Origin of the sequence: Nocardia jejuensis NBRC 103114 (assembly GCF_001613145.1) — a bacterium.
GTDB lineage: Bacteria > Actinomycetota > Actinomycetes > Mycobacteriales > Mycobacteriaceae > Nocardia > Nocardia jejuensis.
On the sequence record NZ_BDBU01000010.1, the window covers coordinates 71335 to 96725 of the forward strand.

The 25391-nt window shown below is 68.5% G+C and carries 24 protein-coding genes; 11 read left to right on the top strand and 13 right to left on the bottom strand.

The annotated features are described in order from the left end of the window. Positions 1 to 140: 140 nt before the first annotated feature. Genes NJ1_RS07795 through NJ1_RS07820 form a run of 6 tightly spaced genes read right to left on the bottom strand, consistent with a single transcriptional unit; the run spans position 141 to position 5114 of the window. The gene (locus NJ1_RS07795; RefSeq protein ID WP_067689516.1) at positions 141 to 986 is read right to left on the bottom strand and encodes an acyl-ACP desaturase; all 846 of its coding nucleotides are present in this window, start codon (positions 984 to 986) and stop codon (positions 141 to 143) included. Positions 987 to 995: 9 nt separating this feature from the next. Next, complete coding sequence (locus NJ1_RS07800; RefSeq protein WP_067689519.1) at positions 996 to 1829, bottom strand: SAM-dependent methyltransferase; 834 nt, start codon at positions 1827 to 1829, stop codon at positions 996 to 998. Further along, entirely contained in the window at positions 1826 to 2074 is a 249-nt protein-coding gene (locus NJ1_RS07805; protein WP_067689522.1) for an acyl carrier protein, read from the bottom strand. The genes NJ1_RS07800 and NJ1_RS07805 overlap by 4 nt, the downstream gene beginning before the upstream one ends. Further along, the gene (locus NJ1_RS38840) at positions 2071 to 2583 is read right to left on the bottom strand and encodes a PaaI family thioesterase (protein WP_245717270.1); all 513 of its coding nucleotides are present in this window, start codon (positions 2581 to 2583) and stop codon (positions 2071 to 2073) included. Before NJ1_RS38840 ends, NJ1_RS07805 begins: the two co-directional genes overlap by 4 nt. A 2-nt stretch (positions 2584 to 2585) precedes the next feature. Next, positions 2586 to 3374, bottom strand: a complete 789-nt coding sequence (locus NJ1_RS38845; RefSeq protein WP_067689525.1) for a ferritin-like domain-containing protein — start codon at positions 3372 to 3374, stop codon at positions 2586 to 2588. A 54-nt stretch (positions 3375 to 3428) separates the two neighbouring features. Beyond that, positions 3429 to 5114: an AMP-binding protein gene (locus NJ1_RS07820; protein ID WP_067689528.1), complete on the bottom strand. Its 1686-nt coding sequence runs from the start codon at positions 5112 to 5114 to the stop codon at positions 3429 to 3431. 265 nt (positions 5115 to 5379) lie between these two features. On the opposite strand from NJ1_RS07820, the gene NJ1_RS07825 reads away from it, so the two are divergent. The 7 genes from NJ1_RS07825 to NJ1_RS07855 all read left to right on the top strand — a co-directional run bounded on the left by NJ1_RS07825 (position 5380) and on the right by NJ1_RS07855 (position 12225). Continuing rightward, positions 5380 to 6618 carry a cytochrome P450 gene (locus NJ1_RS07825; RefSeq protein ID WP_067689808.1) on the top strand — a complete coding sequence of 413 codons (1239 nt, stop codon included), beginning with the start codon at positions 5380 to 5382 and terminating at the stop codon, positions 6616 to 6618. Continuing rightward, entirely contained in the window at positions 6615 to 7835 is a 1221-nt protein-coding gene (locus NJ1_RS07830) for a cytochrome P450 (RefSeq protein ID WP_067689531.1), read from the top strand. The genes NJ1_RS07825 and NJ1_RS07830 overlap by 4 nt, the downstream gene beginning before the upstream one ends. Then, positions 7832 to 9184 carry an FAD-dependent oxidoreductase gene (locus NJ1_RS07835; protein WP_067689533.1) on the top strand — a complete coding sequence of 451 codons (1353 nt, stop codon included), beginning with the start codon at positions 7832 to 7834 and terminating at the stop codon, positions 9182 to 9184. Before NJ1_RS07830 ends, NJ1_RS07835 begins: the two co-directional genes overlap by 4 nt. 1 nt (position 9185) lies before the next feature. Then, positions 9186 to 10469 carry a cytochrome P450 gene (locus tag NJ1_RS07840; protein ID WP_067689535.1) on the top strand — a complete coding sequence of 428 codons (1284 nt, stop codon included), beginning with the start codon at positions 9186 to 9188 and terminating at the stop codon, positions 10467 to 10469. A 150-nt stretch (positions 10470 to 10619) separates the two neighbouring features. Beyond that, positions 10620 to 11045: a hypothetical protein gene (locus NJ1_RS07845; protein WP_174557053.1), complete on the top strand. Its 426-nt coding sequence runs from the start codon at positions 10620 to 10622 to the stop codon at positions 11043 to 11045. Next, positions 11042 to 11263: a helix-turn-helix transcriptional regulator gene (locus tag NJ1_RS07850; RefSeq protein ID WP_218025147.1), complete on the top strand. Its 222-nt coding sequence runs from the start codon at positions 11042 to 11044 to the stop codon at positions 11261 to 11263. Before NJ1_RS07845 ends, NJ1_RS07850 begins: the two co-directional genes overlap by 4 nt. Beyond that, on the top strand, positions 11263 to 12225 hold the full coding sequence (locus tag NJ1_RS07855) for an NAD(P)-dependent alcohol dehydrogenase (protein ID WP_067689542.1): 963 nt from the start codon (positions 11263 to 11265) through the stop codon (positions 12223 to 12225). The genes NJ1_RS07850 and NJ1_RS07855 overlap by 1 nt, the downstream gene beginning before the upstream one ends. A gap of 538 nt (positions 12226 to 12763) precedes the next feature. Here the strand turns inward: NJ1_RS07855 and NJ1_RS07860 are convergent. Beyond that, positions 12764 to 14947, bottom strand: coding sequence for a malate synthase G (locus tag NJ1_RS07860; RefSeq protein ID WP_067689545.1), 2184 nt, complete (start codon positions 14945 to 14947; stop codon positions 12764 to 12766). A 182-nt stretch (positions 14948 to 15129) separates the two neighbouring features. On the opposite strand from NJ1_RS07860, the gene NJ1_RS07865 reads away from it, so the two are divergent. The 3 genes from NJ1_RS07865 to NJ1_RS07875 are packed head-to-tail and all read left to right on the top strand — an operon-like array spanning position 15130 to position 17818. Beyond that, on the top strand, positions 15130 to 15876 hold the full coding sequence (locus NJ1_RS07865) for an SDR family NAD(P)-dependent oxidoreductase (protein ID WP_067689548.1): 747 nt from the start codon (positions 15130 to 15132) through the stop codon (positions 15874 to 15876). Next, complete coding sequence (locus NJ1_RS07870; protein ID WP_067689550.1) at positions 15873 to 16526, top strand: TetR/AcrR family transcriptional regulator; 654 nt, start codon at positions 15873 to 15875, stop codon at positions 16524 to 16526. The genes NJ1_RS07865 and NJ1_RS07870 overlap by 4 nt, the downstream gene beginning before the upstream one ends. Before the next feature lie 2 nt (positions 16527 to 16528). Beyond that, a complete protein-coding gene (locus NJ1_RS07875; RefSeq protein ID WP_067689553.1) occupies positions 16529 to 17818 on the top strand; it encodes an acyl-CoA dehydrogenase family protein in 1290 nt (429 codons plus the stop codon). Between the two features lie 126 nt (positions 17819 to 17944). On the opposite strand, the gene NJ1_RS07880 is transcribed toward NJ1_RS07875, so the two are convergent. Together NJ1_RS07880 and NJ1_RS07885 are read right to left on the bottom strand one after the other, a co-directional pair. Next, positions 17945 to 18607: a response regulator gene (locus tag NJ1_RS07880; RefSeq protein ID WP_067689556.1), complete on the bottom strand. Its 663-nt coding sequence runs from the start codon at positions 18605 to 18607 to the stop codon at positions 17945 to 17947. Then, positions 18604 to 19794 carry a sensor histidine kinase gene (locus NJ1_RS07885; RefSeq protein WP_245717271.1) on the bottom strand — a complete coding sequence of 397 codons (1191 nt, stop codon included), beginning with the start codon at positions 19792 to 19794 and terminating at the stop codon, positions 18604 to 18606. Before NJ1_RS07885 ends, NJ1_RS07880 begins: the two co-directional genes overlap by 4 nt. A gap of 174 nt (positions 19795 to 19968) precedes the next feature. On the opposite strand from NJ1_RS07885, the gene NJ1_RS07890 reads away from it, so the two are divergent. After that, positions 19969 to 20535: a GlcG/HbpS family heme-binding protein gene (locus NJ1_RS07890; RefSeq protein WP_067689559.1), complete on the top strand. Its 567-nt coding sequence runs from the start codon at positions 19969 to 19971 to the stop codon at positions 20533 to 20535. Between the two features lie 40 nt (positions 20536 to 20575). Here the strand turns inward: NJ1_RS07890 and NJ1_RS07895 are convergent, their stop codons facing one another. From NJ1_RS07895 to NJ1_RS07910, 4 genes are all read right to left on the bottom strand, one after another. Next, positions 20576 to 21316, bottom strand: a complete 741-nt coding sequence (locus NJ1_RS07895) for a PaaI family thioesterase (RefSeq protein ID WP_067689562.1) — start codon at positions 21314 to 21316, stop codon at positions 20576 to 20578. Positions 21317 to 21426: 110 nt separating this feature from the next. Then, positions 21427 to 22092 (bottom strand): DUF305 domain-containing protein, encoded by a 666-nt coding sequence (locus tag NJ1_RS07900; RefSeq protein ID WP_067689565.1) that lies wholly within the window; start codon positions 22090 to 22092, stop codon positions 21427 to 21429. Further along, positions 22089 to 23624 (bottom strand): LVIVD repeat-containing protein, encoded by a 1536-nt coding sequence (locus NJ1_RS07905; protein WP_422615737.1) that lies wholly within the window; start codon positions 23622 to 23624, stop codon positions 22089 to 22091. Before NJ1_RS07905 ends, NJ1_RS07900 begins: the two co-directional genes overlap by 4 nt. A 207-nt stretch (positions 23625 to 23831) precedes the next feature. Next, positions 23832 to 25250 carry a DUF1254 domain-containing protein gene (locus tag NJ1_RS07910; RefSeq protein WP_067689571.1) on the bottom strand — a complete coding sequence of 473 codons (1419 nt, stop codon included), beginning with the start codon at positions 25248 to 25250 and terminating at the stop codon, positions 23832 to 23834. Positions 25251 to 25391: the final 141 nt, after the last annotated feature.

Genomic DNA, 25391 nt, shown 5'->3' on the forward strand with positions numbered 1-25391 from the left:
AGCCCCGGCCCACAACGACTTCACCCACATTTCACCGACTTCGCACTCGATCCGTGTGCGACGAACGGGAAACGTGGGTGAGGTCGGCGTGCCCGCGGCGGGCTCGGCGCGGTGGGGGGCGGATCAGCCGCGGACGCCGCTCAGTGCAGCGCGCGGCACTGAGCGATGAACACGGCCAGTTCGTCCACGCGATCGGTGCGGGCGTCCACCGCGCGGTCGATGACCTTGAGCAGGTGTTCGTAGGCGGCGGTGTGGTCGTAGTCCGCGACATCGGCGATGCGCAGGGCCCAGCGCCAATAGCCGCGCAGGGTGTCGGACAGGGGCATGCGGAAATTGGCGATCACGTCGCGGATGGGTTCCACGGCGGCGTCACCGTAGGTGCGCAGGTAGCGGGTGGTGACGTCGGCCATGAAGCTGAAATGCCGGGCCTCGTCCCGCGCCAGGCGGGACAGAACGGCCGTGAGCACGGGATCCTCCACCACGTCCCGTAATTGGTGGTAGTACATCTGGGTCGCCTTCTCCTGCACCAGGGCGTAGGCGAAGAACTGGACCGGATGGTCGTAGGGGAGATCGAAGGGTTTGTGGCCCTCGATCGCCAATTCGTCACGGAGAGTTCCGCGTTCGGTGATGCCGGACTCGCACTGGTAGCGGGCCAGCGCGCGGGCGTGGGTGTCCTCCTCCAGGGCCCAGCGGACCGTGAAGTGGTACAGCTCGCGATTGTGGGCGAAGGTGGGCAGGTCGACCGAGCCGTCCACCGGGAACGACCGGTGGTAGACGTCGAAATAGCCGGGTAGGTGATCCTCGATGAAGGTCACGAACTGCACGGCGGAGCGCTGGCCCTCGGTGAGGCGGTTCGCGTCGGCGGCGGACCAGTCGAAGGCGGTCTCCACATCCCAGCCGCGCGCGACGGGCGAGGCGGCCAGGAACCCGTCGACGGCCGCGGTCAGCTCGTCGACGGGCAGCAGGGTGGTGGTGTCGATCCTCATGACGGCTCGCTACCGCGCCTTGCGGCAGGTCAGGCCGTAATGCTTGGTGGTGTAGCCCCATCCGGCATTGGCGACCTCGAGGTAGTGCCGCAGCTTGGCGGCCAGACCGGGCTGGTGGGCGTCGATCTTCTCGGCTGCGGCGTCCACGTTCTCGATCCAGGCCTCGATGGTGCGGTGGTAGTCCTGGGTGAGATCGTCCACCGCGACGATGGAGAAACCGGCGTCCTCGGCGGCGGTCAGCAGATCCGACAGCGGCCGCAGATCACCCCAGCCGAAGATGTCGGAGCGCACGAACTCGGTGCCCGCGCGCTCGTCGAAGGCCTTGCGGGCTGCGGCATTACGGAAGCAGCTCTCCGAGACGTAGAGGCTGCCACCGCGCCGCAGCACCGTGCGGGCCCGGCGGAACACCTCGTCCAGATCGGGCATGTGCACGATCGAGCCGAGCATGGTGACCGCGTCCACGCTGCGCGCGGGCAGGTCCATCTCCTCGAAATGCCCGACCCGGGTGCTGACCAGGGCGGCCACCCCGCGCTCCTGCGCCTGCTCCGCGATGTACTCGTGCTGACGCGGTGCGGGACTCACGCCCAGAGCGTGGCAGCCGTACTCCTGGGCCATGAACAGGATCAGCGATCCCCAGCCGCAGCCGATGTCCAGCAGCTGCTCGCCACCGGTCAGGCCGAGGCGCCCGGCCACGAACCGCAGCTTGTTGCGCTGCGCCAGTTCCAGTGTGTCGCTGTCGCTCTGGTAACGACCGGCGCTGTACTTGCGCTGCGGATCCAGGAACTGCCCGAAGATGTCCGGATCGAGATCGTAGTGCTGATTGGTATCGGCGGTGACGGTCATGCCGCTTCCCGCAGGGCCTTGTCCACCACGGTGGCGACCTCGGCGAGGGTGGAGGTGCCGAACACGTCCTCGTCCTCGAGCTCGATGTCGAAGGTGCGCTCGATGCGCGCGATCATGCGCAGCACCCGCACCGAATCCACGCCGGCCATGGCGCGCAGATCGGCGTCCGGGCGCAGCTCCGCCTCCGGGAGACCGGTTTCGGCCGCGGCGATCTCGGTCACGGTGCGCAGGATGTCGCTGGTCATGTCAGAACTCCATTCGAGGAAGGGGCGGACGCGGTGGTGATGGCGTCGGACAGCAGGGCGACCTCGTCGTCGTCCAGGGAGAGTTGATGGCGTACGTCGGCCAGGGCGAAGGGCTGATAGGTCGCCGTCGAGGAGACGCAGACCGCGCCCTCGCCGTCGAAGATGTCGGCCGATGCCTGGATGAGCCCGGTACCGCCGTGGGAAAGGCTTGCGACACAGAGGTATTCGGCATCAACGAGCAGCGGGGTCAGGAAGCGGGTGCGCTGTGAGACGGTGAAGGCGGGGGTGCGGCGGGCCAGCACGATCAGATTGCCCATCACCTCGTCGCAGATCACGCCGGTCAGGCCGCCGTGCACCACGCCGGGATAGGACTCGAAGGACCGGCTCAGCCGGAAGCTGGCCTGCAGGCCGTCCGGATGCGGGGTGAAGCTCAGCCCCAGCCCGGACGCGTTGTGCGGGGAGCAGCCGAAGCAGTGGTAGTCGGGCACCACCGACCAGGGGACGTCCACGATCAGGCGATCACGTCGGCCAGGGCGCGGCGCACCTTGGCGTTGCTGGACAGATCCAGGCCGGTCATGCTCGCGAAGGTGCGCCGCACCTTGTCGTGCAGCACCTCCAATTCGCCGGTGGCGGCGACCTGTTCGAGGAACAGCTCGAAGCCGGTGTCGATGGTCTCGTGATCGCCCATCTCGGCGATACCGGCCTTGAAGGTGCTGACCGGATGCTTGATCTTGGCTTCGGAGCTGTACACGTACAGGGTCTCGAGCACCGAGGACAGTTCCTCCGGGTGACGAACCAGGCGCTCGGTGGCGTAGTGGATGAACTCGCGCGCGTGACCGGCCTCGTCGCGACTCGCGTTGAGCAGCAACGTTTTCAGCACCGGCTCCTGCACCCATGCCGACACCGCGCGATACACGTGGTTCACGGTCAGCTCGGAGATGATGTTGGTCGCGAGGGTGGCCGAGGGGGTGGTGCCGGGCGCGTACGGCTCGCGCATGGCGTCCACGGCCTTGTCCTGCACATCCTGGCCGATGGCGCGCAGCCAGGTGCGGAAGGCGTAGTGGTGCTGAACTTCCTGGTAACCCCACACCACGGCGAAGGTGGAGAAGTCGTAGTCGTCGACGAATTCGCGCAGGAATCCGTCCACGGCGGCGATCACATTGGATTCACCCATGGCCGCGCTCTTGGCCAGGGTCACGTACTCCGGCCGCACCAGGGCCGGGTCGACGGCGTCGAAGTTCAGGTCGCTCAGATTCCAGTGCAGGCGTTCGTAGTGGCGGAAGACGTCGTAACTGTGCACGGGGGACTCCGGTTCGTGAGAGGCGAATACCGCTGGGCTTGTGTACTTCTCGAGCTACTGCTGGGCGATGAGGTCGCGGGCGGCCAGGCGCTGGAGCTTGCCGCTGCTGGTACGCGGGATGCTGCGCGGCGCGACCAGGTGCACCTGCACCGCGGCCAGGCCGAGTTCGGCGGCGATGCGCTCGCGGATGGTGCGCGAGAGCAGCTCGGCGTCCGCGCCGGTGAGCTCGGATTCGGCGATCAGCGCGATGTGGTCCTCGCCGTCGGGGTCGACCGCGGCGGTGCAGCGGCCCTTGTAGATGCCGTCGAGGTCGCGCACCACCGCTTCCACGTCCTGGGCGTAGTGGTTGACGCCGCGCACGGTGATCATGTCCTTGCAGCGGCCGGTCACGAAAAGCTCACCGGCACGCTGATATCCGAGATCGCCGGTGCGCAGCCAGCCGTCGACGAAGCGGTCGGCGACCGAGGCGGGATCGGTGCTGAGATAACCGTCGGTGACCGACGCGCCGCGGATCAGGATCTCCCCGACGCGCCCGTCCGGCAGGTCGGTCCCGCTCTCGAGGTCCACGATGCGCAGTTCGAGCCCCTGCACCGCCGCTCCCACCCCGGCGACGGCCCGCGCACCGGGATCGTGCGGCGAAACCGGTTGTGCGGCGGAGTCGTCGGCGAGCGCGGCGCGATCCACCCATTCGAAGACCGGTGCGCGGCCCAGCGGCGGGAACGCCACCGCCAGGGTGGCCTCGGCCATCCCGTAGACGCCGAACATGGTGGTGGGCGCGAAACCGGCCGGGGCGAAGCGCTCACCGAAGGCGGTGACCACCTCGCGCGAAATCGGTTCCGCGCCATTGAAGGCGATGCGCCAATTGCTCAGATCGTATTCCGCGACCTGCTCGGGTCCGATCGCGGCCAGCAGGGCCTCGTAGCCGAAGTTCGGCATGGCGGTGATGGTGGTCTTGCTCGCCGCGAATTCGCGCAGCCAGCGGGCCGGATCCTTGACGAAAGCCATCGGCGACCAGATGTGGGCGGGGATGCCGCGCAGAATCGCCGAGAGCGTGCCGAACAGGCCCATATCGTGGAACAGCGGAAGCCAGAAGCCGCCCTGATCGTCCAGGTCCAGCGCGATGCCGGTGCGGATCGCGGCCAGGCCGCTCAGTACCTGGCGGTGGGTCAGCAGGACACCCTTGGGCATCGCGGTACTGCCCGAGGTGAACTGCACGATCGCCAGGTCGTCGGTACGAGGCGCGGGCAATGCGCGGGCCAGGGCCTCGACCTCCTCGGCGGTGGCCTCGTCGGCTCCGCCGCCGGTCGACAGCGTTGCGGTGTCGAGGAACTCGACGTTCACGGTCCCGTGCAGCAGCGGCACCAGTTCACCGAAACGCGGGGACGCCAGGACCGTGCGCATGCCGGCCGTCGCGGTGATGGCGGCGAGCTGCTGCGGATAGCCGCCCGCTCGGCGCGCGCCGGCCGGGAGGGGCAGCGGGGCCGCCGCCGCACCGGCCGCGGTGATGGCGAACAGGCTCACCAGGAATTCGGGGGCGTTCGGGCACAGGATGCCCACCGGCTCACCGGGGCGCACCCCGCGCCGGACCAGTGCCGCCGCGGCGATCCGGGAGGCGCGCAGCATCTCCGCGTAGTCCATGGTCTCGGCGGTCGACCAGAAGGTTGCCGCCACCCGGGGATGGTCGGCCGCGATGTCCGCCAGCCGACTCGGCAGGGTGGCTCGTGAATCCGAGGAATTCATAAAGGCCACGACAACAAGTAATTGTGTCCGGATGTTGAACGCGGGGTTGATCGAACACGGTGATAAGCAGGCTCGATCAACCAATTACGTTGCACGATAACGGGATACCGTGATCAGGCGATAGGAAGCGGCGATAGCCGAGTTCGCCCAGGCCGGAACCGGTTCAGGATGGCGGCGGAATTGTTTCGCCGCCGACGCGGAATGTGACCGCCCCGCCGGCGGTATTCATTGCCGGCGGTATTCACACAGCCTTCAGGAGTTGCCGGTGAGTTCCGATCAAGCCGCCGTCTCGGAGGTGACCCCGGTGCAACTGGCGGTCGTCGAGAGTGTCGCGCCGCACCTGCGGCACAACCCGTACGACAGCTACGAGGTGCTGCGCGCGGCCGGGCCGTTCGTCCCCGGACCCCACGACACTCAACTGGTCACCGGTTACGCACAGGCCCAGGCGATCCTGCTGGATCCACACTGGAGTCACGCCGAGGAACCCGACCTGCTGCACGGCGACAGCGATGTCGAACTGCCCGGCTCGTTCCTCTGGATGGAGCCGCCGGACCACACCCGGCTGCGCGGACTGGTCGGCAAGGCGTTCACCGCGCGCACCGTCACCGGTCTGACCGAGCGCGCACACACGCTGGTCGAGGACCTGCTCACCCGCATCCTCGCCGCCGGTGAGGTGGATCTGCTCGAGGCCCTGGCCTATCCCTTGCCGCTCACCCTGATCTGCGAACTGCTGGGTGTGCCGCCCGAGGCGCACGAGCAGGTGCGGCTCATGTCCGCGGGCATCGCGCGCGGTCTCGATCCGGACCTGCTGCTGAGCCCGGATGAGTTGGCCGCGCGTACGACGGCCGTGCACGAATTCACCGCGTTCTTCGGTGATCTGGTGCGGCAGCGGCGCGAAGCCCCACGCGCGGACCTGATCTCGGCGCTGGTGCAGGCCGAGGAGGCCGGTGTGCGGCTCACCCACTCCGAGCTGATCGGCACCCTGCTTATCCTGGTGGTCGCCGGACACGAGACCACGGTCAACCTGATCGGCAACGGAGTGCTCGCGCTCATCCGCAACCCGGACCAGTTCGAGCGACTGCGCGCGGATCCCGAGCTGGCCGGGCCCGCGGTGGACGAGGTGCTGCGCTACGACGCGCCGGTGCACCTGACCACCCGCACCGCGCACGCCGAGATCACCGTCGCCGGAAGGACATTCGCGCCGGGCGACGCGGTCATCGTGATGATGGCCGCCGCCAACCGGGACCCCGCGGCGTTCGCGGACCCCGATCGCTTCGATATCGGCCGGTACACCCCGGGCCGCAAGACCGAACGGCATCTCTCGTTCGGGCTCGGGCTGCACTACTGCCTCGGCGCGCCGCTGGCACGCCTGGAGATGCGGGAGGTGTTGCACGCCATCGCATGTCGGGTGGGACGCCTGACCCTGCTGGAAGAACCGCCGTACCGGCCGAACGTGGTCGTGCGCGGCATGTCCGAACTGCGCGTCCGTGTGGAGGGTTTATGAGCACCGCTGTCCCCGAGATCACCTTCGATGCCTTCGAGCCGAGTGAGCGGGCCGATCCGTATCCGGCCTATCGGCGGGTACGTGATGCCGCCGCGCTGTTCCCCTACGAATTCGGGGATGTGCCGGTCACTCTCGTGACCCGCTACGAGGAATGTTCCACGGTGCTGACCAGCCCGGACTGGGGGCACGGCTACTCGGCCGGGATCAGCCCGTTCCGGGATGCCACCGCTGCCATCCCCGGCTCGTTCGTGCGCATGGACCCGCCCGAGCACGGCCGCTATCGCAAGATCGTCGCCAAGGCGTTCACCCCGCGCACGGTCGCGGAACTGGTTCCGGTCGCGGGCAAGGTCGTCGACGATCTCGTCGACGCCGCCGTCAGCCGCGGTGAGCTGGACGTGCTCGAGGATCTCGCGGTGCCGCTCGCGATCGCGATGATTCCGGTGCGACTGCTCGGCGCGGACCCCGCCGACGGGCCGCGATTTCGCGAGTGGCAGTTGGCGATCGCGCGCGGCAGCGATCCGGACAGCCTGCTCGACGAGGCCGCCGTGGCCGCGCGCGGCAAGGCGGCGGTGGAATGCATGGGCCACTTCGCCGAACTGATCGCGCGCAAGAAGCGCACGCCCACCCCGGATCTGCTGAGCCAACTGGTGTCCGTGAGCGAGGACGGTGAGGTCCTGACCGAGCCCGAGGTCATCGGCATGTCGCTGCTGACGCTGGTCGCGGGCATGGAGACCTCGATCAATCTGATCGGCAGCGGCATACTCGCGCTGCTGCGCAATCCCGACCAGCTGCGCATACTGCGCGAACACCCGGAACTGATCGGACCCGCGCTGGAGGAGATGCTGCGTTACGACGCGCCCACGCAGTTCACGATTCGGGTCGCGCTCACCGACACCGTGGTCGGCGGGCGGCAATTCCGGCGCGGGGACGGCGTCGTGGTGCTCACCGCCTCGGCCAGCCGCGACGACCGGGTCTTCGCCGACGCCGACGCGTTCGACGTGACCCGGTACGCCGGAAACCAGCCCGCGCGTAAGCATCTCGGCTTCAGCCTCGGCATCCACTACTGCGTCGGAGCGCCGCTGGCCCGGATCGAAGCCGAAGCTGCCATCGGCACCCTGCTCGCGCGCGCACCGGAACTGCGGCTGGCCACCGACGCCCTCGAGTACCGGCCGAGCCTGATCCATCGCGGTCTGGCCGCGCTGCCGGTGACGATGTGAGCCCGGCCGGGCGGGACGCGGTCGTCATCGGCGCGGGTTTCGCGGGACTGCTCGCGGCGCGCGTGCTGTCCGAATTCTGTGCGCGGGTAACGATTCTCGAGCGTGATGTGCTCCTGGACGGGGGAGTCCGGCGGGGCGTGCCGCAGGGCCGGCATCTGCACGGGCTGCTCGATCGCGGGCGCGCCATCCTGGAGGAGTTGTATCCGGGATACACCGAGGAACTGGTGCGGCAGGGGGCCACCACCGCCGAGGTGCTGGTCGGCACCCGCTGGTACGTCGGCGGTGCGCGGTTGACCCCGACGCCCACCGGTCTCACCTCCGTCATCGCGACCCGGCCGCTGCTGGAATCGGTGCTGCGGCAGCGAACCCTCGCGCTGCCGAATGTCGAACTGCGCGAAGGACTCACGGTATCGGGGCTGACCGGTGATCCGGATCGGGTATCGGGGGTGATCGTGGGCCGCGACGGCGAAGCCGCGACCATCCCCGCCGATCTGGTGGTCGATGCGAGCGGTCGCGGATCGCGAATCCGCGAGTGGCTCGGCGGGATCGGCGCGGAGCCGCCGCCGGAAGAAGAGCTCGAAGTGGACCTCGGATACGCCTCGCGGGTGTATCGGCATCGCGACGGACAGCTGGACGGGCAGTCCTCGGTGATCGTCTCGACCGGCAAGAACGGGCGCGGCGGCGGGGCGGTGCGGGTGGAGGGCAACCGCTGGCTCGTCACCCTGGCGGGCATGCTCGGTGACCATCCGCCCACCGACCCGGCCGGATTCCAGGAGTACGCGGGCACGCTCACCACGCCCGACATCCACGAGATCATCACCGGATCGCAGGCGCTCGATGACGCTGTGCCCTATCGGTTCCGGGCCGCGACGCGGCGGCGCTTCGATCGAATGCCGACGAGCCCGTCCGGCCTGCTGGTGCTGGGGGACGCGCAATGCGCGTTCAATCCGCTCTACGCCCAGGGGATGACCGTGGCGGCGCTCGAAGCGCTCGCGTTGCGGGCGTGTCTGGCCGGCGAGCCGTCCCCGAGCGAGTTGCCCGCTCGATTCCACACCGCCGCGGCCGAATCGGTGGAGCTGGCCTGGCGGCTCGCCGCCGAATCGGATCTGAGCAATCCCGGCGTGGCGGGTGAGCGCACCGTGCGCACCCGCCTGACGAACGCCTTCGTCGCGCGGGCGCATCGCGCGGCGCACCACGATCCCCGGGTCGCACGCACCTTCATGCGGGTCGCGCACCTGGTCGAAGCACCGGCCGCCCTGACCGATCCCGGGATCGTCGGCCGGATCGTGCTGCGCGGCACGGGCTTGTCCCTCACCTCGTCATCTCACCGTCGAACACAGGAGGACTGATATGGCTGCTCCGCACGTGGCCGCTTCACATACGGAAACCGTTGTCGACGAACAGAACCCGGCCGTTCTCGAGGCCATGGTCCAACTCTTCGGACCCGAGGGCCGGGCCGATCCCTACACCCCGGCGCGCGTGCTGCGCGAAGCCGGACCCGTGCATGTCACGCCGCTGGGCTTTCCGGTCCTGACCCGGTACGAGGACTGCGCGGCGGTGCTGTCCACCACCGCGTGGAGCCACGCGGAAGAGGCGGGGCTCATGCACCCGACCGTCTCGCCGGAGAACGCGGCCGATGAGCTGCCCACCTCGTTCCTGTGGATGGAGCCGCCGGACCACACCCGGCTGCGCAACCTGGTCACCAAGGGATTCACCCCGCGCATGGTGACCCGGCTGCGGCCGAGGATCGAGCAACTCACCGAGCAACTCGTCGACAAGGCCTTGGCGGCGGGGGAATTCGACCTGGTCGAGTTCATCGCCTATCCGCTGCCGCTGATCATCGCGTGCGAGCTCATCGGCGTGCCGCCCGAGGCGTACGGGCAGGTGCACCAGTGGTCGCTGGATCTGGCGCGCGGCTTCGACCACGATTACACGCTGCCGGAGGAGGCGCTGAAGGCCCGCAGCGCGGCCTCACGCGGGTTCATGACCTACTTCCGTGAATTGCTGAACGAGCGACGGGTGAACCCGACCGATGATCTGCTGAGCGTGCTCTCGCAGGTCGAGGACCGCGGTGATGTGCTGACCGAGCAGGAACTGCTCGCCACCTGCATCACCACCTTCGTCGCCGGGCACGAGACGACGGCCAATCTGATCGGCACCGGCATGCTGCGGCTGCTGCGCTCGCCCGATCAGATCGAGCTGCTGCGCGAGCGGCCGGACCTGCTCGGCGTCGCGCCCGACGAACTGCTGCGGCTCGAGCCGTCGGTGCAGATCACCACCCGGGCCGCCACCCGGCCGATCACGGTGGCGGGCCACGACTTCGACAAGGGCGACGGCGTGGTCATCCTGATCAACTCGGCCAATCACGACGAGGCCGTCTTCCCCGATCCGGACCGCACCGACCTCACCCGGTACTCCGATCCGAAGAATCCGGCCAAGAAGCACCTCGGGTTCAGCCTGGGAATCCACTACTGCCTCGGCGCGCCGCTGGCATTGCTCGAGATGGAGATCCTGCTGGACGTGATCACGCGCAAAGTCGGTGCGCTGGAGCTGCTTTCGGAGAATCCGCCGTTCAAGCCGAATGTCGTCATCCGCGGGCTGGAGTCGCTGCCGGTGTCGTTCAAGGGCAAGTAGAACCGGACCACCCCTCCCCGCGCGCCGCCTCAACCGGCGCCACCGAAGAGCGAGAGCCGGGATCCGCCAACGGGTCCCGGCTCTCGCGCGTGTGCGGGGGCATTGTCAAAGATTCTTTACATGATGTCTGTAATTCTTTACAGTGAGTGCATGCCCTACGAGGAGAAACGCACCTGGATCATGGGCGTCGCGGCCGTGGTCTCGTATCTCGTCTACCTGGTCGTGGTGCTGATTCGGGCTCAGGACGGCCCGCTGTCCGGGGTCGCGTACGTCCGGCCGCTGGTGTGGGCCGTCGGTGGTTCGATCGCGGTGTCGATCGTGGCGAGCATCGCGGTGTCGATCGGCTCGCGGGACGGTGATCGCAAGGATCAGCGCGATCTCGAGATCGACCGGATGGGGAACTGGGTCGGGCAGGCGTTCGTGGTGCTCGGCGCGGTGGCGGCGCTGGTACTGGCCATGATCGAGGCCGATCGGTTCTGGATCGCGAACGTGCTGTATCTGGGCTTCACGCTCTCGGCCGTGGTCGGCTCGGTCGCGAAGGTCATCGCCTACCGGCGGGGGTTCTGGCCGTGGTGAAGTCGACGAGGGTCACCAACAACATTCGCGCGCTGCGGTTTTCGCACGGCGAGATGACGCAGGCGGAACTCGCCGACCGCGTGGGCGTGACCCGGCAGACCGTCATCGCCATCGAACAGGGCAGGTACTCGCCGTCGCTGGAGATGGCGTTCCAGATCGCCAGGGTGTTCCGCGCGCCCTTGGACGAAGTCTTCGAATACCCGGAAGAAGAGTCGTGATGAAGGCCATTACCCAGGACGCGTACGGCACCACCGAGACGCTCTCGTACTCCGATGTGCCCATGCCCGTAGCCGGTTCGGGCGAGGTGGTGATCCGGATCAAGGCGGCCGGAGTGGATCCCAGCGCCTGGCATCTGATGACCGGGCTGCCGTTGGTCGGCAGGCTCGCACTCGGGCTGCGCCGGCCCAAGATCCGGATCCGGGGCTGGGATGCGGCGGGCGTCGTGGACTCGGTCGGCGCGGGGGTCACCCGATTCGCGCCCGGTGACGAGGTGTTCGGGACCGTGCCCGGATCGTTCGCCGAATTCGCCTGTGCGGCGCCGGATCGATTGCAGCACAAGCCCGTCGGTCTGACCTTCGAACAGGCGGCGGCGCTGCCCACCTCGGGGATGACGGCATTGGCCGGGCTGCGCGACGCCGGGCACATCCAGCCCGGGCAGCAGGTCCTGATCATCGGCGCGGGCGGGGGAGTGGGGCACCTCGCCGTGCAGATCGCCAGACACTTCGGCGCACACGTCACCGGGGTGTGCAGCGGATCCAAGACCGCCATGGTGCAGGCGCTCGGAGCCGATCGGGTCATCGACTACACCCGCGAAACCATCACCGGCAGCTACGATCTCATCCTCGACATGGCGGGCAACCGACCTCTCTCGGAAGTCCGAGCGCTGCTGACCCCGACCGGCACCCTGGTCCTGGGCGGCGGCGAGAACGGCGGCCGCTGGATGGGCGGCACCGACCGGTCCCTGCGCGCCACCGTGCTCTCACCCTTCACCCGACACCGTCTCCGGGCCCTGCTGGTCCTGCCCAAACCCGAAACCCTCACCGCCGTAGCCGAACTGGCCGCCTCGGGTGCTCTCGTTCCGACTCTCGACCGGACCTTCGCCCTGCCCGACACCCCCGCCGCCATCGACTACCTCGCCACCCACCACCCCGCGGGCAAGGTCGTGATCGCCGTCGCCTAGCCTCGCGCCCCCGGCGGCCGCCCCGCCGACCTGCTCGCCGCGACACCCCTGATCTCGCCGCGACAACCTTGCTACTGAGCCGCGACAACCCGTGCCGGTGAGCACAGCAGTGCGCCCCTCTGCCGACCAGGCAGAGGGGCGCACTCGCGTATTCCCGACGCGTCGGGTACTACAGCGGCATCGGCCCGGACGATCCGCTGGAAGCCCACGCCCATGCCCCGTTCACACGGGACAGGAGCAGGTTGACGACGTCGAGGGCGGTAGAACCCATGAAACTTCCTCACTGCAGATGGCTGTCGCAGCGCACCCTACCCACGCTCCGCCCCGCCCGAGCCCGTATCGCGCACCCCGCCCCGGCGCATTTGAGACACTCTTGTGTCACATTTCTCGGCCCACCCGTGCCCGCGCGAAGTGCCCGACCGCGCGGCCGGGTCCGTCGTGGTGGCTGTATCGCGTCCGGACCCGCGGACGAAGGAATCCCCCGTCCGAATTCCGGACGGGGGATTCCGTTGCTGCTCAGCCTGTTCGGCTGCGACGTTTACACGCTCTTGTTGAAGGCCTTCGCCTCGCGGCGGCGGCGGTGCAGGATCGGCTCGGTGTAGCCGTTGGGCTGCTTGGTGCCCTCGAGGACCAGTTCCTTGGCGGCCTGGAAGGCGATGGAGGCGTTGAAGTCCGGGGACATCGGGAAGTAGCTCGAGTCTCCGGCGTTCTGGCGGTCCACGACCGGGGCCATGCGCTCGAGCGAGGCGATGACCTCGGCCTCGGTGACGATGCCGTGGCGCAGCCAGTTGGCGACCTGCTGGCTCGAAATGCGCAGGGTGGCACGGTCTTCCATGAGGCCGACATCCTTGATGTCCGGCACCTTGGAGCAACCGACGCCCTGGTCGATCCAGCGGACCACGTAGCCCAGGATGCCCTGGGAGTTGTTGTCCAGCTCCTGCTGCTTCTCCTGCGCGGTCCACTCGGTGGACTGCGCGAGGGGGATCTCGAGGATCTCCTCGACGGTGGCCCGGGGGCCGCCCTTGGCGATCTCGGCCTGCCGCTTGAACACGTCCACCAGGTGATAGTGGGTGGCGTGCAGGGTGGCGGCGGTCGGCGAGGGCACCCATGCGGTGTTCGCGCCGGCCTTGGGGTGTCCGATCTTCTGGACCAGCATGTCGGCCATCAGATCGGGCATGGCCCACATGCCCTTGCCGATCTGGGCCTTACCGGGCAGACCCGCGGCGATGCCGGTGTCGACGTTCCAGTCCTCGTAGGACTTGATCCACTGCTGCGCCTTCATCTCGGCCTTGCGGACCATCGGCCCGGCCTCCATGGAGGTGTGGATCTCGTCGCCGGTGCGGTCCAGGAAGCCGGTGTTGATGAAGACCACGCGGTCCTTGGCGGCATGGATGGACGCCTTCAGGTTCACCGTGGTGCGGCGCTCCTCGTCCATGATGCCCACCTTGAGGGTGTTGGCGGGCAGGTCCACCACGCCCTCGACGGCGGCGAACAGGTCGTTGGTGAAGGCGACCTCGTCCGGGCCGTGCATCTTCGGCTTCACGATGTAGATCGAGCCGGTGCGGGTGTTCTTCAGCTTGGTGTCGCCGTTGAGGGCGTGCTTGGCGGCCAGCACGGTGATCAGGCCGTCCAGGATGCCCTCGGGGACCTCGTTGCCGTCCTTGTCCAGGATGGCGTCGGAGGTCATGAGGTGACCCACGTTGCGCACGAACAGCAGCGAGCGGCCGTGCAGCACCAGGTCTTCGCCGCCGACGGTCTTGTAGACCCGGTCCGCGTTCATGGTGCGGGTGAAAGTCTTGCCGCCCTTGGACACCGACTCCGACAGGTCGCCCTTCATCAGGCCGAGCCAGTTGTGGTAACACAGGACCTTGTCCTCGGCGTCCACGGCCGCGACCGAGTCCTCGAAGTCCATGATCGTGGTGACCGCGGACTCCAGGACCAGATCCTTGACACCGGCGGTGTCGGTGGAACCGATGGGGGATTCGGCGTCGATCTGGATCTCGATGTGCAGGCCGTTGTGCTTCAGCAGGATCGAGGTGGGGTTCTCGGGCTCGCCCAGGTAGCCCACGAGCGCATCGCCATCGGCCAGGCCGATATCGGTGCCGTCCTCGAGTCCGACGACGAGCTCGCCGTCCTCGATCGAGTACTTGGTGGAACCGATGTGCGAACCGGTGATCAGCGGCACGGCGTCATCGAGGAAATTGCGCGCCCACTCGATGACCTTGTCACCGCGGACCCGGTTGTAGCTCGAGCCCTTCTCCGCGCCGTTCTCCTCGGAGATGGCATCGGTGCCGTACAGGGCGTCGTACAGCGAGCCCCAGCGCGCGTTCGCCGCGTTGATGGCGAAGCGGGCGTTCATCACCGGCACGACCAGCTGCGGGCCGGCCTGGGTGGCGATTTCGGCGTCCACGTTCTCCGTGCCGATCTGGAAGTCGGCCGGTTCGGGACGCAGGTAGCCGATCTCGGACAGGAACTGCTTGTAGGCAGCCTTGTCGTAGCCGGCGCCGGGGTTGGCGCGGTGCCACTCGTCGATCTTGGCCTGGATGTCGTCGCGTTCTGCGAGCAGAGCACGGTTGCGGGGGGCGAGCTCGTTGATGACGGTCTCGGCACCCGACCAGAACGCGGCGGAGTCTACGCCGGTACCCGGAAGTGCCTCGTTCTCCACGAACTCGTGAAGAACGCGCGCGACCTGGAGTCCGCCGACCTGAATCCGCTCTGTCATCTACTGCCTCGTTTCGAGAAAGCCGGATAAAAAAGTACGCCCGTCATGTTACTCGCCGGTATGCGTCGATATTCCCGGGTACCGGTCTTTCGGGTTTCTCGGCGGGTCTTGATTGTATCGTCCGGTACATTTAATGTACTGGGTGGAACATTAAATCGGTTCCGTGGACGAAGGTGCGATACATGGGAAAGTCCTTGTCGGACAAGGTGGTTGTGGTCACCGGCGGTAGCCGGGGGCTCGGGCGCGAGATGTCGCTCGCCTTCGCCGAGGAGGGCGCGGACCTGGTGATCGCCAGTCGCAAGCTGGACTCGTGTGAGGAACTCGCCACACAGCTGAGGAAGAAACACGGTGGGCGCGCCCTTCCCGTCGCCTGCAATGTGGGGGACTGGGACCAGTGCGACGCCCTCGTCGAGGCGGCGTACGCCGAGTTCGGGCGGGTCGACGTCCTGGTCAACAACGCGGGCATGTCGCTGCTGTACCCGAGTCTGGAGCAGGTCTCCGAGGGCATGTTCGACAAGATCATCGCCACCAATCTCAAGGGGCCGTTCCGGCTCTCCGCGCTGATCGGGGCGCGCATGGCCGCCGCCGGGAGCGGATCGATCATCAACATCTCCTCGATCGAGGCCGCGCATCCCGAACCGCTGGCCGTGCCGTACGCGGCCGCCAAGGCGGGACTCGAGGCGCTCTCGGGCGGCCTGGCCCGGACCTACGGTCCCGCGGTGCGGGTCAACACCATCCGCTGCGGGGCGTTCGACACCGATATCGCCAAGGCCTGGCCACAGGAGATGCGGGACCATCTGGCCCGGCAGACCACGCTGGGGCGGATCGGGGTGCCCGCCGATATCGTCGGCGCGGCGGTGTTCTTCGCCTCGGACGCCTCGGCCTTCTGTACCGGGGCGACCCTCGCGCTGGACGGCGGATTCCGATGACGGCCGAGGTTCCGGCGCGGCGGCGCGGCCGCCCGCCCGCCTCCGAGGCCAGCCCGGGTGAGACCCGCGAGCGGATCCAGCAGGCCGCGCGGGAGCTGTTCGCGGAGAAGGGCTTCCACGCCACCAGCGTCTCGGAGATCGGCGATCGCGCCGGAATCCAGCGTGGCGCACTGTATTACCACATCGGATCCAAGGAGGAACTGCTCTTCCAGATCCGCCGCAACTACACCCAGCTCATCCTCGACGACGTCGCCCGCATCACCGACGCGGGCGGTGAACCGATCGCCATGCTGCGCAATCTGATCCGCAGCCACGTGCGGCTGATCGTCGAGCACCGGCACGACGTCACCATCGCCCTGCGCGATGCCGGCGCGCTCACCGGCGAACGCGCCGCGGACCTGCAGGAACTGCGCGACGGCATCCAGCGGCGCTGGCAGCGGGTGTTCGACGACGGGTACGCCGCCGGCGTACTGCGCACCAACGACCACGTGGTCACCCTCAGCACGGTGGCCATGCTCAATATGGTCAGCGCCTGGTACCACGCCGACGGCGAGTACGGGCCCGACCAGATCGCCGACGTTCTCACCGGCACCATCCTCGACGGTGTCGCCGCACCGACCGCACACCCCTCGAAAGCGACGAAAGGCTGATCATGGCGTGGGATTTCGATACCGATCCGGAGTACCAGAAGAAGCTGGACTGGGTCGCGGAGTTCGTCCGGAACGAAGTGGAGCCGCTGGATCTGCTCTACCCGAACCCGTACGACCGCGACAACCCGGAGATCCGGGCGCTCATGAAGCCGTTGCAGGCCAAGGTGAAAGAGCAGGAGCTGTGGGCCTGCCACCTCGGCCCGGAGCTCGGCGGCCCCGGCTACGGGCAGCTGAAACTGGCTCTGCTGAACGAGGTGCTGGGCACCTCGCTGTGGGCGCCGCTCGTATTCGGTTGTCAGGCGCCCGATTCCGGCAATGCCGAGATCCTCGCGCACTTCGGGACGCCGGAGCAGAAGGCGAAATACCTGCAGCCGCTGCTCGACGGTGAGATCGGGTCCTGCTACGTCATGACCGAACCCACCGGCGGCTCGGACCCGACCTCCTTCAAGACCCTGGCCGTGCGCGACGGCGACGACTGGGTCATCAACGGCGAGAAGTGGTTCAACTCCGCCGCCGAGCACGCGGCCTTCCACATCGTCATGGTGGTGACCGATCCGGAGGCCGAACCGCACAAGCGGCTCTCGATGTTCATCGTGCCGGCCGGGACGCCCGGACTCGAGATCGTCAAGAACTTCGCCGTGCCCGGATTCAGTGAGCACGAAGGACATCTGCGCTTCACCGATGTGCGGGTGCCCTCGGATCACCTGCTGGGCGCGGAGGGTTTGGGCTTCGTCGTCGCGCAGACCCGTCTGGGCGGTGGCCGCGTGCATCACGCCATGCGCACGGTTGCCCTGGTGCGCAAGGCATTCGACATGATGTGCGAGCGGGCGGTCTCGCGGCCCATGCGCAAGGGCGTGCTCGGCGGATTCCAGCTCACGCAGGAGAAGATCGCCGACAGCTGGATCGAGATGGAGCAGTTCCGGCTGCTGGTGCTGCGCACCGCGTGGCGCATCGACAAGGAGCAGGACTACCGCAAGGTCCGGCACGACATCGCCGCGATCAAGGTGGCGATGCCGAAGGTCATGCACGACATCGCCCAGCGCGCCATGCACCTGCACGGGGCCATCGGCGTGAGCACCGACCTGCCGTTCACCGACATGATGAACTACGCGCAGGTCATGGCGATCGCGGACGGGCCGACCGAGGTGCACAAGATCACCCTCGCCAAGGAGGTCCTCAAGACCTACGCGCCCGCGGATCCGGTGTACCCCAGCGGATATCGGCCGCTGCTGCGGGAGAAGGCGCGGGAACTGGTGGCGCAGCGGTTGGAGCACGCGGTCGGGAACCTGTAGGTCCCCACCGCGGCAGGGCACCGGGGACGACTCGGTCGGCGGTGCCCGACCGCGTGGGTGTTCGCGCGCGGCAACGATGGTCACGGGCTGAACGAGGTGTCCAGGGACGGCGCCTCGGCAGTCATGTCAGTCGAGCAGCCGTTGTTCCTTGGCGACAGCGACCGCGGCGGCGCGGGTCTCCACGCCGAGCTTGTCGTAGATGCGGCCGAGATGGGTCTTCACGGTGGCCTCGCTGATGTGCAGGGCTCGGGCGATCTCGCGATTGCCCGAGCCGCTTGCCAATTGGGCGAGGATGTCGCGTTCGCGCGCGGTGAGGGTGGGGCGCGGGTTCCGCAGGTGGGACATCATGCGATCGGCGACCACGGGCGACAGCGTCGTACGGCCCTGGGCCGCGGCGTGAATGGCGGCGAAAAGCTCCTCGGGGCGTTCGGCCTTGAGGAGGTATCCCGTCGCACCGGCGGCGATGGCGCGGGTGATGTCGGCGTCGGTGTCGTAGGTGGTGAGCACGAGCACGCGCGGAGCGTGGTCGGGCAGTGCGGTGATTCGGCGGGTGGCCTCGATGCCGTCCATCTCCGCACCCAGTTGCAGATCCATCAGGACCACGTCGGGACGCAGGCCCGCGGCCAGGGCCACCGCCTCCGCGCCGCCGGCGGCCTCACCGATCACCTCGATGCCCGGGGCGCTGGCCAGCAGGGCCAGCAGCCCGGCGCGAACGACGGCGTGATCGTCGCAGACCAGCAGGCGCACAGGGGGATCGGCCGGATTGCTGTCGGCCGGTTCGGAATTCATGAGGCCGGGATTTCGTGCGGCCGGGAACTCCGGGGCGAGGCCGCCAGGGGGATCGCGGCCGAGAGCACCGTGCCTTCTCCCGGCGTGGATTCGATGGTCAGCTCACCGCCCAGTTGCCGCAATCGCGCACGAATGGCGGGGATGCCGTGACCGCGATGCGCCGGAGGGCGGTGGGCGGGAACGAAACCTGTTCCGTCGTCGGCGATATCGAGGACGATGCGGTCGCCGAGGTAGGTGAGGGTGAGGGTCGCCGTGGTGGCGTGGGCGTGCTCGCGGACGTTGGCGAGCGCGCCCTGGGCGATACGCAGCAGCGTGGCCTCCACTCGGTCCGGCAGAGCGGGCGGCAGATCGTCGGAATGGAAACGGACGGTGAGGGATTCGTCGTTCTCGCGGTCGGCGAGCAACGCCAGGGCGGCATCGAGGGAACCACCGGCGGCCAGGTCGGCCGGGGTCAGGTCGTGCACGAAGCGTCTGGCCTCGGCGAGATTGTGTTCCGCGACGCTCTCGGCGGTTCGCACGTGGTCACGCGCCTGCTGGGGGCTCGAGTTCCAGACGCGATCGGCGGCCTGCAGCAGCATCTGCTGACTCGACAGTCCCTGGGCCAGCGTGTCGTGGATTTCCATCGCCAGGCGCTGGCGCTCCTCGAGCGTTCCGGCCAGGCGCTCGGCGGCGGCCAGTTCGGCGCGGGTCGCCCGCAGATCGTCGATGAGAGCTGCCTGCCGCTCGGTCTGCCGTCGCATCCCCACGAACAATGCCATGCTCAGCGCCGCGACCGCGGGCGGCGCGAGCAACAGATTCGGATCCGCCCAGCCCGCGAGTGTCAGTTGTGCGGCCACCACCAGCCCGGTCATCACCACGGCCAGCGGGATCACGATCTTCAGCGGCAGTAGGCGCAACCCGGTGTACAGCAGCGGCACCGCACACCACGCATAGCTCGGCGCGAGCAGCACCAGGACCGACCATGCGGCGATCAACAAGGCCAGCAGCAGCACCCGGCGGGACCGGCGCAGTTCGCTCGCGAGATACAGCACCGCCAGCGCCACCGAGAGCGCGATCACCCACACCATGTGCGGCGAATGCGGATGGCGGAGAAGGAATCTCATCGTGGACGCGGCCAGCAACACATAGAACGCGCTGTGCACGATGAGCGCGAGCTGCCGATCCTCGTCCCGATTCCGTGTGGGCACCTGCACCCCGCTCCCTTCCTCGGACCTGCTGACATGGGGAAACACCTTCATTCTCCCGTGCCCGGCCGCTCTCGGGGTCATCCGATCGGCTGACACGCCCGTCACCCGGATCGCTCGCCGCCCCCACCCGGTCGTCCGATGGCAAACCCCGCCCGGTCCACGAGTGTTGATGGCATGACCACGCAGACCACATCCCTCCGCACCCGCATCCTCCTCGGCACCGCCGCCACCGCAGTAGTCGCGGCCGGCGTCGCCGGTGTCGTCTCGGTCAACGCCGAAACCCCCGACCCGGCCGCCAAAGCCCCCGTCTCCGCCGATGTCAGGGACTCGAACCTGCAGCAGAGCACCCATCTGAGCATCGCGGCCGCCACGAAGGCCGCCCAAGCCGCCCTCGACGCGGCGGTCAAGGAAAACCAGCACGTCACCGTCGCCGTGGTGGACCGCAACGGCAACACCCTCGTCACCCTCCGAGGCGACGGCGCGGGCCCGCAGTCCTACGATTCCGCCCAGCAGAAGGCCTACACCGCCGTCTCCTGGAACGCCCCCACCTCGCAACTGACCAAGCGCCTCGACACCGCCCCGCGCCTGGCCGACATCCCCGGCACCCTCTTCCTCGCCGGCGCCACCCCCATCACCGCCAAGGGCGGAGCCCCCATAGCAGGAATCGGCGTAGCCGGCGCCCCCAGCGGCGATCAGGACGAATCCTTCGCCCAGGCCGGCGCCGCAGTACTCGCCAACTGACCGCTGCGCCTACACGGCCGGGCAACCCCGGCTCGGTGTTTCAGGCAGTTGGCTCGGGTTTGGGGTCCAGCCAGAGGGTTTCGGCGAGGGCGCAGAGGTCGCCGTCGGGGGTGGAGAGGGCTACGGCGACCGTGTGTTTGCGGCCCTCCCGGTGCAGGGGCCAGGCGTGGGCGATGTAGTCGGCGCCTGCCGGGAGGGGGCGCAATTGGGTGGCGGTGAGCGCTGCAGTGAAGGCGCCCAGGGTCATTCCCGAGCGGGCCCAGGCGGCGATGCCGCTGGGGCAATCCAGGGCAGCCCAGACCACCTCGGGTGGGAGGTTGCCGGACTCGTCCGCGAGAGACGGGGAAGGGGTCCAGGCGGCGGCGACCATTGGTCGATCGTGTAGGGCCCAGGGGAAGATTCGCAGGCCCCGGGGTGCGGCGACGCCGCAGCCGTAGCAGTCGGTCACCGTTCGCGAAGGCGAGGACAGGGCGGTTTCGGTGGCGGCCTTCGCCGCTGCCCAGGACGGTGCGGGGATCGGGTCCACGGTCAGTTCGGCGGGAGAGGCTTCGGCCAGCAGCGTGTGGTCCGTAGAGGTCAGGCGGACGTGACCGTCGGGAGTGGGAGCGGTCAGCAGGATCGGGGTCTCGACGGCGATCGTCCGGCGGAAATCCACGCGAATGGCCTTGTGGCCCTGGGCCGAGGGGTTCGCTCGGTCGGCGAGGAGACCCGCGACGTAGCCGCCGAAGGCGACGCCGGGGTAGCCGTGGATATGGGCGGGGATGGTGCGGGGGTAAGCCATGGTGCTGGTCGACCTCTCCCGATCGGGCGCTGGGTGCGTTCTCGACGATACCCAGCGCCGGATCGGGGGCTCCGGTGAGTTCGGGACGTCAGCGGTGTGACGTGCTCGGATCAGGAGAGCGGTTGGGCGTTGCGCTGGGCCAGCAGGAGGGTCATCAGGCCCGCCTCCTGGGTTTGGGTGGTGACCATGCCGCGCGCGGCCTCCATGACCGCGCCGGAATGGACGAGTTTCAGTAGGGCCTGGGCCATGTCCACGCCGCCCTGGTGGTGGCGCAGCATCAGTTGCAGGAACAGGGTTTCGGCGTCCGGGCCGCGGGCGGCGGCGAGGGCGTCGAGTTCGGCGAGAGTGGCCATCCCCGGCATGCTGCTGCCCGCGGCGGCTGTCGTGGTGGGCATGGACATGCCCGAATGATCCTGCGTGGCAGCGCTGTCCGCGCTGTGCATCCACGCCATGGGATGCCCGGACATGGGGGAGGCATCGGCGAGGCGGAGCCAGCCGAGCAGGGTGCCGATCTCCATGCGCTGAGTGTCGGCGATCTGCTGGGCGAGCGCGCGCACGCCCGGATCCACCCCGGAGTCCAGGCGCTGCACCATGATCAGCGCCTGTTGATGGTGTGCGGTCATGTCCTGCACGAAGCCGACCTCGGTCGGCGTGAGGACCGGCGGGGAGGATTCGTTCTCGGGAATCACCAGGGGCCGCAGCAGCATTCCGCCGGCCACGAGCGCGAGCGCCAGCACGCCGAGGAGTACGGCGCGGACCCGTCGGTCGCCCGTCACGATCCGACCACCGAGTGCTGATCAGCGGGTGGGGTGTACACGTCGTCGGCCAGCTGCAGCACCATGAAACCGTTGTCGTTGCAGGTGGTCCAGAGCTGATTGCCGTGCCACTCCGGCGGCGCGAAGCACCAGTCGGTCGACAGATCACCGAAGGCGACCATGCCGGTGCGGGCCGAAAGCGCCTGGGCGGGATCGAATTTGCCCTCGAGCATGGCGCGCGCCGCCGACGGGAACTGCATGACCGGAACGCCGATGATGGACGCCAGCGCATGCGGCGAGTTCCACAGCTCCAGATTGTGCCCGGTGCGCGCGGGCGGATTGAAGTACGCGATCTCCCTGGCGTGGAACGGATCCCGCACGTCGAACACGCGAATGCCGGACTCTTCCCAGCCGCAGGCCAGCGCGGTCGGATTGTCCGGGCGATCGGCCGCGCAGTAGTGCGCGTCGTAGGAGAACACCGAGCCGCCCATGGACGAGGCCATCGCCGAATCCTGGTTCTCCGGCAGGTTGATCTCCAGCTTGATCTTGGCGGCGACCGACGGGTTGGTGTCGTCGGAGACATCGATGAGCTTCACCCCGCCCGCGCCACCCTCGTCCACCGTGAACAGGAACGGCTTGCCGTCGTAGGTGACCGGAATGCTGTGCTGGGTGGCCCAGCCGTCCGTCCAGAACACCCGGCCGAGGTGTGCCACCTGCGGATTCGGATCGCGTCGCTGCACCGCGCTGATATCGAGGGTGGTGAACCCGCCCAGCGCCGAGAGATACATGCGATTGCCGTCGGGGCTGATCCCGAACCCGTGCGCCTCGATCCCGGTGAGCCCCTGCCAGATCACGTGCGGATTCGCCGGATCGGTGAGATCGACCGCGCTCACGAAGCCGGGCGCGATGCCCGAGGCCCAGTAGGTGCGCCCGTCGGGGGAGAAACCACCCTCGTGCGTCGTGATCGGCAGCGGCATCAGCAGATTCGTGCCCGACCCCGGGTTGAGCAGCCGTGGGTGCGCGCAATCGGAGATGTCGTACACCGACAGGAACCCCGCGCCGATGCCGACCGGAACCCCGGTGCCCACCAACAGCTTTCGCTCGGCATTGACCTTGAGCGACTCCCAGGTCCCGGCGAGCATGGCCGGTTCGGTGAGGGTCGCGGTCACGACCGGCGCGGCCGGATCCGACACGTCCAGCACCTGTACGCCCTGGGCCGGGCCCAGGATATTGCCGGGGAACATCGAGCCGGTGTACGAGCAGTTCTCGTAGGTGGCCGAGGTGATGCCCGCGCCCTTGCCGACATAGCCGCCGACGAAGGAGATATTGCAGCGGTACCCCTGCGCGCTGCGCCCGCTGTTGCGATCGGCGGCCGGGACATCGCCCTGCATACCGGTCTCCGGCAGCGAATCCGCGCCGCACTGCGCGCGTTCGGCCGAGGTCCGCCCCACATCGAAGAACTGCTGCACCGCCGAGCCGAGGTCGGAGGTCAGATCCGCCGACGCCCCTCCCATCGGCAATGCGGCGGCGCACAGGGCGACCGCCGACAACATGATCGCCGGCCTGGACCGTCGAATTCCCGAGAACCGCGGCATTGCGGCACCCCCCGTTCCCTGAGAGTCACATCCGTGACGAGCCGCACACCGCGGTGGCGACTGTGGTCACGGTTACGTTTCGGACGGTAGTACAGAAACTGACTGCTCGGTAGGGACCGATTCGGACAACTGTGGAACGTGACGCCCGGGGCCGATCCCGTTCGGTCACGGGGTGGGGGTGAGCCTCGGCGGCTGCCAGTGCCCGTCGAGCGCCTGATCCTTGGGCGCGTAGAGGCGCATGGAGAGCGAGAACCCGCCACTCGGCGGAATCGGCAACCAGTTCGCCCGGGGCACAGCCGAACCGGGATCATCGGACTGGAACACCAGATCGACCGAACCGTCGGGCCCGGCGACCACCGGCGTCTCGTGGCCGATCGAGTAGATGCCGAACTCGTTGGGCACCAGGAAGTTGTCCGCACCGTAGGCGCTGATCGACCAGAACGCGTCCTGCGGCGGGAGCTGTCCCGCGGGGAAACGCAATCGGTAGCGCGGCACCCGATCCGAGGCGGTGACGAACACCGTGGGATACAGCGCGTCCTTGGCGAGATTCGCGCCCAGTCCTTGCCAGGCGACGCTGGCGCGGGTCAGGTACTCGGTGCCGTAGGTGCCCACACCGGTGGAGAACTCCCAGCCGTTCTCGTTCTTCCACCCGGGATCGGTGTATGCCGGGATGCGCGCTCTGCCCTCGGCGACGGCCGCGTTCAGGACATCGGTGGGCAGCTTGGACGCATCGCCGCCGGGCGTGATGCCGATGGTCGCGAAGCGCTGCATGGTGGGCGCGTCGTCCAGGGTCGTGGGGTAGTCGGCGAGCAGGGCGCAGAGCCGGGAGAAGAAGGCCGGGCCGTCCATCGCGGCGACCTGCGCGGCCGGATCCGCGGCCGGATCGGCGGGCGCGCCACTGGAATCGCCGATACCGGCACCGTTCGCCCACCGGCTCAGCGGGACCAACCGCAATTGCTGCTGAATGGCCGTGACCGCCGGAATATCGGCCTCACCGTCGACCTGGATCCGGCCCAGCAGCCACGCGGTCGAGGTCGGCATCGCCAGTCGCGTCACGGTGTCCGGCAGGTTCCCCGACCAGCTCGGGCCGGTGATCGCGTAGGTGAACGGTGGCGAGGGCGGGCTCCCGTCCGAGCCGGGACGCACGCTGCTGGGGTCCTGGCGCACATTGGTCCACATGTCCAGCAGGGGCATCAGCCAGTAGCGCTCGCCCATGTCGGGCACCTGCAGGACCAGTGGCTCGGGCTTCAGGTCCAGCCAGGCCTGTGAGTACAGGGTGTCGCGGTTCATGCGCACGACCTGGCGATCGGCCGCGGTCGGCAGGGTGCTCGCGTGGAAGAACCGATTGGCCGGCGCGCCCGCCGCGCGCGTGGCGTCCATCAGGACCAGGGGATACCCGAACACGTATGCCTCGGTGGCGACGGACCGGGTGTCGGACGGCGGCGTGGTCGGCGCGCTCGACGGTGCGGAGGACGTGGTCGAGGATCTCCCGCACGCGGCTGCCAGACCGGCGATCGCCGCTGCTCCCAGCGTCAGGGCCGATCGGCGCGGAAAGGCAGGTCGGGACCCCGGAACTTCGCTCATCCGTGCTCCTCGATTCGCTACGACAAGGAACGTGCGGCCCTGGAAACGGGCATTTGCCAGAGCTTAGCCATGCGGGGAAGCGCTGAGCGTGAGACGACCGGATCCGGGTGATCACGGTTCGCTACGCACACCGGTGGGAGC